General features: G+C 61.0%; 12 protein-coding genes, 1 tRNA gene and 1 pseudogene. 1 reads left to right on the top strand and 13 read right to left on the bottom strand.

Annotated features, from left to right (window positions below):
- Positions 1-2: 2 nt before the first annotated feature.
- The 12 genes from HMPREF2967_RS00560 to HMPREF2967_RS00505 all read right to left on the bottom strand — a co-directional run bounded on the left by HMPREF2967_RS00560 (position 3) and on the right by HMPREF2967_RS00505 (position 11,921).
- Positions 3-662 (bottom strand): ABC transporter ATP-binding protein, encoded by a 660-nt coding sequence (locus tag HMPREF2967_RS00560; RefSeq protein ID WP_070523305.1) that lies wholly within the window; start codon positions 660-662, stop codon positions 3-5.
- A gap of 109 nt (positions 663-771) precedes the next feature.
- The gene (locus HMPREF2967_RS00555) at positions 772-1,425 is read right to left on the bottom strand and encodes a response regulator transcription factor (protein ID WP_070533551.1); all 654 of its coding nucleotides are present in this window, start codon (positions 1,423-1,425) and stop codon (positions 772-774) included.
- A 9-nt stretch (positions 1,426-1,434) separates the two neighbouring features.
- Entirely contained in the window at positions 1,435-1,644 is a 210-nt protein-coding gene (locus tag HMPREF2967_RS00550) for a hypothetical protein (RefSeq protein ID WP_070683179.1), read from the bottom strand.
- 48 nt (positions 1,645-1,692) lie between these two features.
- A complete protein-coding gene (locus tag HMPREF2967_RS00545; RefSeq protein WP_070684513.1) occupies positions 1,693-2,769 on the bottom strand; it encodes a sensor histidine kinase in 1,077 nt (358 codons plus the stop codon).
- 15 nt (positions 2,770-2,784) lie between these two features.
- A complete protein-coding gene (gene crgA, locus HMPREF2967_RS00540) occupies positions 2,785-3,060 on the bottom strand; it encodes a cell division protein CrgA (RefSeq protein ID WP_070523252.1) in 276 nt (91 codons plus the stop codon).
- Between the two features lie 68 nt (positions 3,061-3,128).
- On the bottom strand, positions 3,129-5,069 hold the full coding sequence (gene pknB / locus HMPREF2967_RS00535) for a Stk1 family PASTA domain-containing Ser/Thr kinase (RefSeq protein ID WP_070523248.1): 1,941 nt from the start codon (positions 5,067-5,069) through the stop codon (positions 3,129-3,131).
- Positions 5,070-5,075: 6 nt separating this feature from the next.
- A complete protein-coding gene (locus tag HMPREF2967_RS00530) occupies positions 5,076-6,488 on the bottom strand; it encodes a serine/threonine-protein kinase (protein WP_070523245.1) in 1,413 nt (470 codons plus the stop codon).
- Positions 6,488-7,918, bottom strand: coding sequence for a penicillin-binding transpeptidase domain-containing protein (locus HMPREF2967_RS00525; protein ID WP_070523242.1), 1,431 nt, complete (start codon positions 7,916-7,918; stop codon positions 6,488-6,490). The genes HMPREF2967_RS00530 and HMPREF2967_RS00525 overlap by 1 nt, the downstream gene beginning before the upstream one ends.
- Positions 7,915-9,267 (bottom strand): FtsW/RodA/SpoVE family cell cycle protein, encoded by a 1,353-nt coding sequence (locus HMPREF2967_RS00520; RefSeq protein ID WP_070684512.1) that lies wholly within the window; start codon positions 9,265-9,267, stop codon positions 7,915-7,917. Before HMPREF2967_RS00520 ends, HMPREF2967_RS00525 begins: the two co-directional genes overlap by 4 nt.
- Positions 9,268-10,602: a PP2C family protein-serine/threonine phosphatase gene (locus tag HMPREF2967_RS00515; protein WP_070684511.1), complete on the bottom strand. Its 1,335-nt coding sequence runs from the start codon at positions 10,600-10,602 to the stop codon at positions 9,268-9,270.
- Positions 10,599-11,051, bottom strand: a complete 453-nt coding sequence (locus HMPREF2967_RS00510) for an FHA domain-containing protein FhaB/FipA (protein ID WP_070444458.1) — start codon at positions 11,049-11,051, stop codon at positions 10,599-10,601. Before HMPREF2967_RS00510 ends, HMPREF2967_RS00515 begins: the two co-directional genes overlap by 4 nt.
- 45 nt (positions 11,052-11,096) lie before the next feature.
- The gene (locus HMPREF2967_RS00505) at positions 11,097-11,921 is read right to left on the bottom strand and encodes a DUF3662 and FHA domain-containing protein (protein WP_070444456.1); all 825 of its coding nucleotides are present in this window, start codon (positions 11,919-11,921) and stop codon (positions 11,097-11,099) included.
- Positions 11,922-12,111: 190 nt separating this feature from the next.
- Between HMPREF2967_RS00505 and HMPREF2967_RS00500 the strand changes: the two genes are divergently transcribed.
- A tRNA-Leu gene (locus HMPREF2967_RS00500) sits at positions 12,112-12,196 on the top strand.
- 244 nt (positions 12,197-12,440) lie between these two features.
- Here the strand turns inward: HMPREF2967_RS00500 and HMPREF2967_RS13185 are convergent.
- Positions 12,441-12,858: pseudogene (locus HMPREF2967_RS13185) on the bottom strand (transposase family protein); the annotation flags it as partial.
- Between the last annotated feature and the right edge of the window lie 279 nt (positions 12,859-13,137).

Raw genomic sequence — 13,137 nt, 5'->3', positions numbered from 1 at the left:
GTCTAGCCTTTCGTAGCGTGGGCGAAGTAGGCGGCTTCAAGGTCAGGGATTTCACTGAGAACGCCTGTGAATGTGGTGTGACCACGAGAAATGATGACTACGTCGTGGGCGACTGCGGCCGCTTCAGCCAGATGATGGGTTGCCATGATAATTGCCTTCCCACGGGAAGCTTCCGCACACAAGACTTCGCCCAGCCAACGAATGCCGTCAGGATCAAGACCAGAGGACGGCTCGTCCAAGATGATGATGTCGGGATCTTGTAACAGAGCTCCCGCTAGCGCTATACGCCGTTTCATGCCTAACGAGTAAGTTTTGAGCTGCCGGTCGCAGCGGTGCGACATATCGACAAGCTCTAAAACCTCTTGTACCCGATACTTATCGACGCCATATAGCCTCGCCATTGCGTGGAGATGCTGACGCCCGGTGAGACTGGTAACGAGGCCGCCATCGTCGAGGAGCAGCCCGATGGTGCCATTGATGTGCTTCGTTCCGGTGGCTTTCACCAAGCCGAGGGCAGCCCGGAGCGTGGTGGATTTGCCGGCGCCGTTTGGACCAAGCAAAGCGGTGATCCGTCCGGGCGATGCCGTGAGGTTCGCGCCGTGGACAACCTCATGTCCGGCGAAGGAGACGGTGATGTCTCGAGCAGTGAATACGGTGTTCATACCTCTGACGATATTGATCAGGGGCATGAGAAACATCGCCTAAGCAGGCAATCTTTAGCCTCCGCCATTTGGGGGAGAAGCCCGTTAACCGAGCAGAGTTGGGTCGGGCTTAAGAGCCAGCGCCGCCCAGAATCTTGGCCACCAGGTTCAGGCGCGTGCTGGCGCCGAAGATGGTGATAAGGCGTGAGACATGTTTCTTCACGGCGGACTCGGAATAGTGGGTGGCGGCGGCGATCTCAGAATTGGAGTTGCCGGCGAGGAGGAGTTTGAGGACGGCAATTTCGGCGTCGTGAAGCTCGTGGCTCTCAATAGCGGCGGCGACGGGATCGCGTGGGGTGGCGGGTTCCCCAATGTAGTCCACCAAACGGTGCATGGCGGCGGGTGCCACGACGGTGCCGCCCTCCACGGCGGCGCGGACCGCCTCGATGATGGAGCGCGGGCGCTGGTTCTTCAAGATATAGCCCGCGCCGCCCGCCCGCAGGATCTTCAGCATCGTGTCATCCGAGTCGAAGGCGGTGACGGCCAAAAACGTCGGGGGATTCGGCGCGGAGTTAAGGTGCTTGAGCAGCGTAATGCCGTCCATGTGCGGCATGTGAATATCGGCGAGGACGAGGTCCGGCTTGGCTTCTTCAAGCTGGTCTAAGCAATCGGCGCCGTTGGTTGCCTCACCGACCACCGTGATGTCCTCGGTGGTCTGGAAGTAGACGCGGAGCGTCGAGCGAACGAGCTCATCATCATCAACGAGGAAAACCCGAATGCTCATGGCAACAGTTTAGCCGCACCACCAGAGCTGGGGGTTGTTGGAGCAACGGAAGTGGTCGGTGAATTCGCCCGCGAAAGACTTGTAGAAGGTGAATCCGGTGGACTCAGTGTTCTCAGTAGCGGTGTCAACGGTGGTTTCAGCAGGAGCCTCAGCGGCGCTGGCGATTGGCGCGGAAAACAGCGCGAGAGCTGCGGCGGCAACGGCGAGGGAAGTACGCATGTCAAACCTTTTTAAATTTAAGAAATGGCGGACTACCGGGAAAGCTTACTATATTTTTCTGAGGCTGGCGGTGGGAAGGGAAAGGCGCGTGACCCAGTGCTCGCCTTCTTTGCCGCTGCCGAAGCTGCCGTGCATTCGGCGAACGCGGCGGGCGATTTCACCCAAGCCCAGATTCGTCGTCATGTATTGGCGTGATTGCTGAGCCGCAATCACGGAAGTGATCACCACGTCGATGGTCTTGGAGGTGCTCGTCGCCTCGATGCTTACACGGGATTCAGGGCGGGCGTACTTGAGGATGTTCACGGCGAGTTCGGAGAACACGAGGGAGAGCTTTTCCGGCAGTGCAAGCTGGCCATTCTTGTCCACTGTTATCTGCGGCTCACACTGAAAACCATGACTGCTCAGGAAGCTGACCATAGTGTCGAGGTCTTCCTCCAGTGATTTGACCCCCTTCGTCACGCTTTCGTTCTTCATCACGCGCAATAGATCGCGCACCTCGCCCATGGCGCGGCGGGCGTCGTCAGCAATTGCCTCTGCGGAGTCGGCCGCTGAGGGATCCGTTTGGGTCAGCGCTAGGGTCTCAGAACGCATGACCACGGAGGTTAAGGTCGCGGCGACCGAATCATGGAGAGCTGTCATAAGCGCCTCGCGCTCTTCTGCGGCGCGTTGCTCAGCGGCAAGACGCTGGTCCCGGGTTTTGCGCAGCGCGGCCCCAATGACGATGGCCACCGCATATAAGATGAGCGGCGTCGACAGGTTCAACGGATCAAAATCAGGAAGATAATTAATCGAAGGATCCGTCGTGATCAGGTATGTGTACGCCACCGCTGGGGGAACCGCCCACAGCCAGCGCGTGCGAAACGCCACGATGCCCACGATGACGGGGCTCCACGCCAAGAGCAGGAAAGACCGCCAATCGGAAAACCACATCGCCAGTGCAAAAAGCGCACCGTACCCGCAGGCCGCCACGCGTGGGTAGCGGACGGCCAGCGGTGTTAGGGTGACGCCGAGGCCGGCGAGGACGAGTGCGCCGGGGGTGAGGAAGTTTTTATCCACCGTGACGGTGAGCATCACCAAAATGATGCAGCCGACGCCGGCGATGCTATAGAACTTCGAGGAGTTCATCGGCGGCGCTGAAAGCTAACGCCAGCCCATCGTCATTAACAGACCGATGATGGCCAGGCCGAAGCCGATGCCGTAATTCCACGGCCCCAGTTCCTGCATGAACGGAATGGACTCGCCCGCCAGGTAGTTCACCACGAGCCAGAGCAGGCCGATGAGCATGAGGCCCAGCATGATGGCGATGTACCACTTCGGGGTGCCCTCAGAGTTGATCTTGACCGGGGTGCGGTTAGTAGCAGAGCTGGAGGACTGCGGGAGTGCGGAGCCCTCCGTCGTGATCTTGGACTTTGGCATTATTACACCTTCACGAAGAATAGGGGTGGTTAATCTGTGGGATACCTTAGCAGCTGCGGTACTGAGAGCTACTGCGGCAGCAGTGCTGCCGGGTCAAACTCCCAGAAACGGACTTGGATGGTCTGATCCTTGCGGATGACATCGCCGCGGCTTGCCGACGCCCACCCAATCTTGTTGCTGTCGATCGGGTTCGAGGTCGGAATACGTTCGCCTACCTCGATGGAACCAGACCAGCCCTTGGCGCGCAGCGCGGATTCAGCTTCCTGCTGCGTGGAGTGCACAAGCTCCGGTGCCTGGATGAGCATCGCGTTAGAGACCTCCAGCGTAACAGGGCTGCCCTTCGGAAGCTTTTGGCCCTTCTCGACGACCTTGAGCACCTGGTTTTCCGGCAGCTCAGAATCCACCGAATTCACGGTGACATCAAAGTCCATGGAGGACAGCATCTCAACCGCGCGGTCACGATCCATGCCGCTGACGTCCGGCACGCTGACTTCCTTCTGGCCCTTAGACACCGTGATATGTACCTTCGAGCCCTTGGACAGCTGCGTGCCGCCCGCCGGGTTCTGGGAAATGATCTGGCCGGTGGGGGCTTCGTCATTGACCTGCTCCACGTCGGTATTCAGCTCCAGGCCGGCTTCCTCCAGCGCGGTGGTGGCTTCATCCAGTTTCATGCCGGTGAGATCCGGGACCTCAGTGACTTCCTTGCCGGAAGACACAGTCAACGTGACTGAAGAATTCTTCTGCAGCTCCGAACCTTCCGCCGGGTTGACCCGGATAACCTTGCCACGCGGCACGTCGGGGCTGGGCTCTTCGTTGACGGTCACTAACAAGCCAAGCTTCTCCAGCTCCGCCACCACTTCATTGCGTGGGCGGTTGGCCACCTTCGGGATCGTGACCATGTCAGAGCGCTTGGCCGCCTCGTGCTGCGCCTGTTCGCGCTCGCGGGCCTCCTGGCGGGAGCTATCCCAGAAATCCCAGGCAAAATAGCCAATGATGGCCACGAGGGAGGCGGCGAGCAACGCCGCCAGCCACTTGAGACCGGAGCCAGATTCCTCATCCTCCGACGGGCGGGTGGAGGCCACCGGCGCGCGGTGTTGCGCGGACACGGGTGCCACCATCGTGGTGGGGTGATCCTCGTCGTTGACGTGAGAGCGCGCCGCTTCGGGCAGCTGGCCCTGGGATAAGCGTTCGAGGTCATCGCCCATCTCCCACGCGGACTGGTAGCGGTCCGCTGGGTGCTTGGCCATCGCCGTGAGCACGACGGCATCAACGCCGAGCCGCTGCCGTTCCGTGAGGTCCGCAGTGATGAAATCCGACGGCGGTGTTGGTTCCTCTTGCACGTGCTGATAGGCCACCGCAAACGGTGTCTCACCTTCAAAGGGAGTGCGCCCGGTGACCGTTTCATACATGACGCAGCCCAGGGCGTAGACGTCGGAGCGGGCGTCGGCAGGCTTGCCCCGCGCTTGTTCCGGGGAAAGATATTGCGCGGTGCCGATGACGGCGGAGGTCTGCGTCATCGCGGACGTGGAATCATCCAGCGCGCGGGCGATGCCGAAGTCCATGACCTTCACCTGGCCGGTGTTGGTGAGCATGATGTTGGCCGGCTTGATGTCGCGGTGGATGATGCCTGCCTCGTGGGAAGACTGAAGGGCATCCGCTACCGGCTTCAGCACGCGCGCGGCTTCTTCCACCGGCATGGGGCCATCCTCACGGACAATGTCGCGCAGGGTGCGCCCCTGCACGTATTCCATGACGATGTAGGGCACCATCAGACCGTCGATGTCTTTTTCACCCGTGTCGAAGACAGCGACGATGTTCGGGTGGTTGAGCTTGCCGGAGTTCTGGGCCTCGCGGCGGAAGCGCTCACGGAAATTAACATCGCGCGCCATGTCGGGGCGCAGCATCTTGATGGCAACGGTGCGCCCCAAGACGGTGTCCTCGGCCTCGTAGACCTCGGACATACCGCCGGTGCCGATGGACTGGCGGAGGTGGTACCGATCACTGACCATGGTGGGTTACTGGCCTCCCTGTAGTGCGGATTCTTCGGTGGGGTTGTTCTGTGAGTCTAGTTCGGGCTCGAGCGTTGGGCTGTCATTGACCTGTGGCTGCGTCTCCTCCACGGGGAGGGTGGGCAGTTCCTCATGGGTCGTGTGGTGTGTGGTCATGGAAGGGGAGGGGATGACAGAGTGCGTCGTTGTGACGGTGACTTGAGTAGGTTCCTCTTCCACGGTGGTGATCTCGACGGTCTCGGGGCTTTCCGGTTCCTCTTCCACCGTCGTCTCTGGCTCTACCGTTTCGGTCACGATGACCTCGGTGGGCGGAGGCGGCGGAGTTGGAGAGGTGTTGCCCCACAGCCTATAGGCCATGAAGCCAATAGCCACGAGGGCGGCGATGGCCACGGCGATGAGCAGCCCAGTGCCGAAGCCCCCCTGCTTGGCAGGGCGCTCTTCAGACTGCGGTGTGGAAACGGCCGGACGCACCGTGGTGGGGTGCGCCATGTTGGCCAGCATCTCCGTGGAGGCGGAAGGCGAGGGTTCGGCTGCGATAGGCGCGAGTGCCGCGGACTTCGGCTGCGGCGGGCGCTGGCCTTGGCGCACGGCAGCAATCGCGTTGGTGAACTCGTTGCCGTCGGCGAAGCGGGTGCCCGGGTCCTTGCGCAGGGCCATGCCGATCAGCTCACGGGTGGGCGCGCTAATCGACGTCGACAAGGGCTCCGGCGCCTGACTGATGTGCGCCAGCGCCACCGATACTGAGGAATCGCCGCTGAAGGGGCGCTTACCAGCCAGCATTTCATAGCCCACGACGCCGAGTGAATAGACGTCGGAGGACGGGCCAACCTCATATCCCTGGGCCTGCTCGGGGGAGACGTATTGGGCGGTGCCGACGACCATTCCCGTGCGGGTCAGCGGCACTGCGGCAGCGGCCTTGGCGATACCAAAATCGGTGATCTTGACCTGCCCATTTTGGGTAATCATGAGGTTGCCGGGCTTGATATCGCGGTGCACGAGGCCCATGTGGTGGATCACGGAGAGGCCGTGGGAGGCCTGCTCCATGACGTCGAGGGCCAGCGTTTCCGGCAGTGCACCTTCGCGGGCTAAGAGATCCGCCAGGGATTCTCCGCGAATGTATTCCAAGGCCATGTAGCAGAAGATGCGGCCGTTGTCCTCAAGCTCCCGGTAGTCGTACGTAGCTACGACGTTTTCGGAATCGATGGATTCTGCGGCCTTGGCCTCGTTGCGGAAGCGCGAGAGGAACTCGTTGTTATCGGAGAACTCTGGGCGCAGGACCTTGAGGGCGACCTCGCGGTCATTGCGGACGTCGTCCGCCAGCCACACCGTGGACATGCCACCGTGGCCGACGATCCACTGCAGCTGATAGTCCTCACCGATCAGCGCTTGGAGGTGTTCCTTGTTATCTGCACTACTCACTATTGCTGTCCTCCGTATGCGCGCAGGATGGCGCGGCCGATGGGCGCGGAGACCTGGCCGCCGTAGGCATTCTGGCCAAGGTGCCCGCCGTCCTTGACCACGACGCCCACCGCGATGTCCTTGTCCGGGTCGAAAGCCACGTACCACGCGTGCGGAGCAAGGCCCTCGCCGTGCTCGGCGGTACCGGTCTTCGAGGCAAAACCGTTTCCGTCATAGCCATAGGTGCTGTGCTCGGAGGCAAACATGAGGTCCTTGATGGTATTGGCCGTCTCTTCACTGACGGCCTCGGCAGCCTGGCGTGGCTCGGTGGAGCGCAGCTCCTTCATCTGGGCATCGGTGATGCGGTTGACCAAGTAGGGCTCCATGCGCTTGCCTTTGTTGGCAATGGTGCCGGCCATGATAGCCGCCTGGAGCGCGGACATGGTGACGTCGCGCTGACCGATGGCGGATTGGGCGACTTGGGCGCCGTCGCCAAGCTCGCCCAGCGCACCAGCGGAAGTCTCCACACCGAGCGAGTACTTCTCACCCACGCCGAAGCCCTCCGCATACTTGCGCAGCTCATCGGCGCCGATGCTCTCTGACATCTGCGCAAAAGCCGTGTTGCAGGACAGCGCGAAGGCCGTATGTAGGGTGACGCTCTCTGCGCCGCCGCAGGCTCGGTTGCCGTCGTTGGTCAGCTCCGTGACGGAATCGGGCAGCGTGATGGAGGCGGCGCCGGTCAACGTGGAGTTCGGGTTGAAACCGTTATTGAGGCCGGCGGCGGTGGTGATGATCTTAAAAATCGAGCCCGGGGGCAGGGTGTCCTGCGCGGCGTGGTTAACCAGCGGCGTGCCTTCTTGGTTCTGCAACTGCTCCCACCGTTCGCTGGCGTTGTCACCGAGCAGGTCGGAGACGTTGAAACTAGGGGTGGAGGCCATGGCCAGAATCTTGCCCGTCGAGGGCTGGATGGCCACGGCCGCGCCGTTATAGCCGGGCCCGGCTAGCTGGTCGTAGGCGGCTTGCTGCAGTGCGGGATCGATGGTGACCTCGACGTTCGCTCCCATCTGGGGTTTTCCGGAGAGCGTGTCGAGCCAATTGCGCGCCAGCAGCGAATCATCCTTGCCGTTGAGGATGTCATTCTGGGATGCCTCCAGCTGGGAGGCGCCGAAGCGCTCCGAAAGGTAGCCGGTGATATCAGCGAAGGCCGGGGAATCGGTGGGGTAGGAACGCGAGTAATTGCCGTTCTCATCCGCGGTGGACTGCGCCAAGACCGTATCGCCGGCGAAGATCTGGCCGCGCGGGGTAGTGCGCATCTCCAGGTAGCCGCGAACATTCTTGGGGTTGTGGGCGTATTTATCCGTCGAAAACGCCTGCACCACCGTGAGGTTCACCAGGAGGACGGCGGTAAGGATCAGGGCAAAGAGGGAAACGAGGCGGATCGATCTATTCATCGGGTGGCCTCCTGGACGGCGGGGAACATGGACGTGTCAGTGGGTGCGTTTGAGCTCAGCTCACGCGCCGGGCGGCGGGCCGCGTTCGAGATACGCAGCAGGATGGCCAGCAGCATGTAGTTGGCCATGAGCGAAGAACCACCCGCAGACATGAACGGCGTGGTCAGGCCCGTCATGGGCAGCAGCGCGGAGATGCCGCCGGTGACGACGAAGACTTGCACGGCCAAGGTGAGCGCGAGGCCAGAGGCAACCAGTTTGCCATAAGTATCGCGGCAGGTCAGTGCGGTACGGAATCCGCGCGAGACCAGCATGGCAAAGAGAATGAGCACGGCGGCGAGGCCGACGAGCCCGAATTCCTCACCAATCCCGGCCAGGATGAAGTCCGAGTGCGCTACCGGAACCATGTCCGGGTGGCCCTGGCCCAAGCCGGATCCGGTAATGCCGCCGGAGGACATACCGAACAGCGCTTGGGAAAGCTGGTAACCGGTGGTGTCGTAATTGCCCAGCGGATCCAAGAAGTTGGAGAAGCGCTGCTGGATCTTGTCCGACACCTGGTAGATGCTGAAGCCGCCGATACCCACGAGGATGACGCCGATGAGCAACCAGCTCACGCGGTTGGTAGCCATAAAGAGCATGCCGAGCACGGTGCTAAACAGCAGCAGGGCGGGACCAAAGTCATTGGAAATGCCCATGATGATAATCGCGATGCCCCAGATCACCAGGATGGGAGCCAGATCTCGCAGGCGTGGCAGAGAAATGCCGAGGAACTTGTAGCCGGCCACCGTGAACAGCGAGCGCTTCTGGGTAAGCAGCATGGCGAAGAACAGGATCAGCAAGATCTTGGAGAACTCGCCCGGCTGGATAGAAAACGGCCCCAGCCACAGCCAGATGCGGGCATCCACGCCCGGCGGTTGCGGCCACACGAGGGGCAAGGCGAGAAGGATCAGGCCGAGCGCGCCCAAGATATAGGAGTACCTGGTCAGCGAGCGGTGATCGCGTAGGAGAATGAGCACCAGCGCGAAGAGGATGAGGCCGACGATGGTCCACATCACCTGCCGCACCGCCAGCCCGCCGCCATTCGCCAGGTCGAGGCGCTTCAACAGAATGAGCCCGGTGCCGTTAAGCACCGCGACGATGGGAAGCATGAGCTGATCCGCGTAGGGCGCGAGGAAGCAGAGCACCAAGTGAGCGACGGCGAAGACGCCGATGAAACCGCCGATGAGGTAGAGGACATCGAGGGTCAGCACGTTGCCCTGCGATAACTCGAGGCTGACCAGGGTGATGGCGAAGACCACGGTGGCGAGCACGAGCAGGCCGAACTCGGTGCCGCGGGAAAAGAACTTACTCATCTACTTCACCTCCCGGCAGTTTCCTTTGGATTCGCTTTTGGCATCTTTGTTTTTCTCGTCCTTCGACGCCTTCGGGCAGGGCTTGAGCGCCTTGTCCGAAAGCTGCGAAAGCTGCGTTTGCACCTCGTCATAGGAGCCGGAGGGCAGATTGCCCACGGCAGCGCGTTCGGATTCGGGCAAATCCTTCAGTGCGAACGGTGCGAAATCACCGTCGCAGGCGCCGTACCCCAGCTTGAGCGCGTTGTCCTTGCTCAGGCACGCATTCTGATACGTGTGGTGCAGCGGGCGGCCGAAGATCTCATAGTCCGCGCCTTCTTGGATGGTGAGGACGCCTTCTTCATCGGCGGTCACGTAGTAGTTGCTGCCCAGGTAGCTTTTCATCCAGAGGCCGCCGCTGATGACCAGCACGATGATGATGGCAAGGCACGCAATGACCTTCCACCCAATCCGGCTTCGCTGTGGCCGCCGCTGTGGTTCGTCCTGGGGCTTCTCCTCAGCGGCTTGCGCTTTTGGGGGCGAGATAAGCTTCGCGGCGCGGCTCGCGGAAGAATCGGGGTGCGTTGGTTCCGGGACGACGCCTTGGACGGCACCGACGGTGATTGGGGCTACGTCATCGCCCTCACCGTCCACGACCTCCGCCACCACGATGGTGACGTTGTCCGGACCGCCGGAGCGCAGCGCTAGATCCCGCAGGGTGGTGGCGGCCTCTTCGACCGTGCCCTGCTTCAGAGCCTGCTCGATGGTAGAGGCCGTCACCGGATCCGACAGGCCGTCCGAACACAGCAGGAGGCGGTCGCCCGGTTCAGCATCGAGCGTAAAGAGCGTCGGCTCCACGGGCCGGCCGGTATAGGCCTTGAGGATCAACGACTTCTGCGGGTGGGAGGACACATCCTCAGGATCGAGCTTTCCCTCATCGACGAGGGACTGCACGTAGGTGTCATCCTTGGTGATCTGAGTCAGCTTGCCCTCACGCAGCCGGTAGCCGCGGGAATCACCCACGTGGCACACGCCGAATTCGGAGCCGTTAAAGAGCAGGGCGGTCAGCGTGGTGCCCATGCCCTCGGTCTCCGGGTGCTCGTCCACGTGCTCGCGGATCGCCGCATTGGCGTCCTCCGCTGCGGCCCCAAGGAGCGCCAGCATGTCATTATCGCCTGGATCGCGCTCGAGGGAGGCCATGTGCTCCACCATGGTGGTGGAAGCAACCTCGCCGGCTGCGTGGCCTCCCATGCCGTCGGCCAACATCAGCAGGTGCGGGCCCGCGTGGGCGGAATCCTCGTTATTTTCGCGGACCAGTCCGCGGTCCGTCACTGCAGTAAAAGTCAGGCTTAAAGTCATGCCATCAACCTCACGGTCGTTCGGCCAAGTTTGATATCGGAGCCGACTCCGACTCGTTCTGGCTGGTCAATGCGAACGCCACCAACGAAGGTGCCGTTGCGGGATTCGAGGTCCTCCACGAACCACTCGCTGCCCCGGCGGAACAAACGGGCGTGGTGACCGGAGGAGAAATCATCACCAGTGACAAAGTCACAGTCCTGTGCGCGGCCCATCGTACAGTCCTCAAGAGTGCCTAGCTCCATGTGGGAACCGCGCAGCGGCCCGTCCACGATGGTGATTTCACGCGGCGCTTCGCGACGCCTCTGGGCCCCCTTCACCGGGGACGATGCCTGGTAGACGCCGGCGGCCTTATTGGCATCGCGACGCATGGCGTTGAGTGCGGCCAAGATGAACAGCCACAGCAACACCAGCAGGCCGATGCGCAGCGAGAGCAGCACGATCGAATCCATGGAAAGTCCTTACGCTAAAAAATCTGGGAAAGTTGCTGAGGCGGCTTAGTAGCCTTGGTTTTCAAGGCCGGTGATGCGCACCTCGATGTGGGAGTGGCCGAGGGTGATCACGTCACCGTCGGCAAGCAGCCAGTTCTCAATCGGGGTGTCGTTCACGGTGGTGCCGTTCGTGGATTGCAAGTCCACCAGCACGGCGTCCTGGCCGTTCCAGGTGATCTCCGCGTGCTGGCGGGATACACCGGTATCGGGCAGGCGCAGGTCCGCGTCGTTGCTGCGGCCCAGGATGTTGGAGCCCTCTTGCACGTGGTAGACGCGGGAGGAGCCGTCCTGCAGCATAAGCGTCACCGCGGGCCCCTGCGGCGCCGGCTGGTTCGGGGTGGGCGCCATAAAGGCTGTGGTTGCGGCCTCGTCGGCGTTGTGCGGCTGGGTCATAGAGTCCTCCTGACCATGGTCGTGGTGGAAAATCGCATCAAATCCGGTTTCTTCGGTGGGCTCGTGATCCAAAAAGGAGGACACGCGCAACTGCCCAGTCCGCAGCCCCGACTCCTCCGCGATGCGTACGATGACCGGCCCAGCGAGGGACCAGCCACTGTTACGGATGAAGCGGGTGAGCTGATCAGCTAGATCCTTGGGAACACCCCGGTCTTGGGAGAGGTTCTCGATATCTTTGGAGGATACGCCGACGGTCATGACGTTGGGGCTATACAGCTTGCCATCATCACCGCGGGACAAATTGTCCTGCGCCTCCTGCTTGAGAAGCTCCTCAATCTCAGCGGGGACGACCTTGCCGCCGAAGACAAAGGCCATGCCGTTGTCCAGTCCGCGTTGCAGGGAAGAATCCAGCTTGGCGAGCTTATCTAGCAATGCCATTGGAAGGGCCGTCCTCCTTTCGGGATGTATTCAGGGAGAGATATAGCAGCGATCAGTATAGGGTGCTTTCCTTGACTTAACGTAGACGCGCGCGGCAAAGTTCCCTGGAAAGTTCAGGTTTGCCAGCGGATTTGTAGATTCGCTGGGGCTGCGTGCTAAAGTTAGCTAGTCGCCAAGACATCAATACCCTGCCCGGGTGGCGGAATTGGCAGACGCGCTGGCTTCAGGTGCCAGTGTCCTTATAGGACGTGCGGGTTCAAGTCCCGCCCCGGGCACGCTGAGCAGTTGAACAAACTGCGACACCGGAGGTAACAAACTCGAAAGGGTTCGTGACCTCCGGTTTCTTTCATTTTTCAATCTTTGAGGTGCGAAGATTGCACGCGTGGGGATTGAGGGTGTGAATCCCACTGTCGTGGGTTTGATGAGGTAGTCGATGTTGCGGAAGCTTTGGCATCGGCGTGCGTTGTGCTCCGTACGTTGTTTCAAAAACGGGTTTCATCAAACGGAACAAAACCTGGGACACTTCATATCCCACCCCAGGCCTAATGACTTGGGTGCAGCGGCAACGCTCATCCGATTTAGGCAGAGTCGTTGCAGGATCCAGTGGGTCACCTGGTCCGTGGTCTTTGAATTGTCGGGCGCGCAGGCAAGGCCAGCACGGAAGATCTTCTGCAAGCAACGCTTGTTGGTGCACCGGTAGCGTGGAAGGCGTACATGAAGTTGTTGGGTGGCCGACGATGGGCAGATCGACCAGGCTGCGGATGACGTGGTCGCGGAATACTCCAGGCTGCCCGCAGGTAGGGCATTCATTGATCGGCTCGACGGGTTCGGCTTCAATAACAGTGACGTCACCGTTTTCTGTGGCACCGGTGATAGTAGTTCCTAGTTTTGCGGTGCGGCAGATGGTATCGACGATGACATTTCCGTTAGGCTGCACAGTAGGTCCTTAGTTTTGTACGGATGGATTAGATACCTTTTTCCTACAAAGCCAAGGACCCCAATATCTTGTGCCACGCCCGAACCCCCGGCGAACTAATCAATGCACTCTAAAACCGGAAGAGCCCTTTTAGTACTACTGGTGGATTTCGGTTTTGGTGGGGATTAACGCCGCCGGCTTCGGTTTTTCCGTTGAGGAGGTCGTTGACTACTTCCCGATGGTGAAATGGGTCGATGGTGAGGTAGAGAGGAACCAGTCACCTGGAAGAGATCGATCCAG

The organism is Corynebacterium sp. HMSC059E07 (assembly GCF_001814395.1).
Lineage (GTDB): Bacteria > Actinomycetota > Actinomycetes > Mycobacteriales > Mycobacteriaceae > Corynebacterium > Corynebacterium hesseae.
The sequence above is the reverse complement of the archived record's forward strand: the minus strand, read 5'-3'. Positions and strand labels throughout refer to the sequence as shown.

Bases quoted from the DNA above. Each gene is read 5' to 3' on its own strand.
- HMPREF2967_RS00510 (WP_070444458.1), bottom strand. From the start codon at position 11,051: ATGGATTCGATCGTGCTGCTCTCGCTGCGCATCGGCCTGCTGGTGTTG.
- HMPREF2967_RS00515 (WP_070684511.1), bottom strand. From the start codon at position 10,602: ATGACTTTAAGCCTGACTTTTACTGCAGTGACGGACCGCGGACTGGTC.
- HMPREF2967_RS00560 (WP_070523305.1), bottom strand. From the start codon at position 662: ATGAACACCGTATTCACTGCTCGAGACATCACCGTCTCCTTCGCCGGA.
- HMPREF2967_RS00505 (WP_070444456.1), bottom strand. From the start codon at position 11,921: ATGGCATTGCTAGATAAGCTCGCCAAGCTGGATTCTTCCCTGCAACGC.
- crgA (WP_070523252.1), bottom strand. From the start codon at position 3,060: ATGCCAAAGTCCAAGATCACGACGGAGGGCTCCGCACTCCCGCAGTCC.
- HMPREF2967_RS00520 (WP_070684512.1), bottom strand. From the start codon at position 9,267: ATGAGTAAGTTCTTTTCCCGCGGCACCGAGTTCGGCCTGCTCGTGCTC.
- HMPREF2967_RS00555 (WP_070533551.1), bottom strand. From the start codon at position 1,425: ATGAGCATTCGGGTTTTCCTCGTTGATGATGATGAGCTCGTTCGCTCG.
- HMPREF2967_RS00545 (WP_070684513.1), bottom strand. From the start codon at position 2,769: ATGAACTCCTCGAAGTTCTATAGCATCGCCGGCGTCGGCTGCATCATT.
- HMPREF2967_RS00550 (WP_070683179.1), bottom strand. From the start codon at position 1,644: ATGCGTACTTCCCTCGCCGTTGCCGCCGCAGCTCTCGCGCTGTTTTCC.
- HMPREF2967_RS00525 (WP_070523242.1), bottom strand. From the start codon at position 7,918: ATGAATAGATCGATCCGCCTCGTTTCCCTCTTTGCCCTGATCCTTACC.
- pknB (WP_070523248.1), bottom strand. From the start codon at position 5,069: ATGGTCAGTGATCGGTACCACCTCCGCCAGTCCATCGGCACCGGCGGT.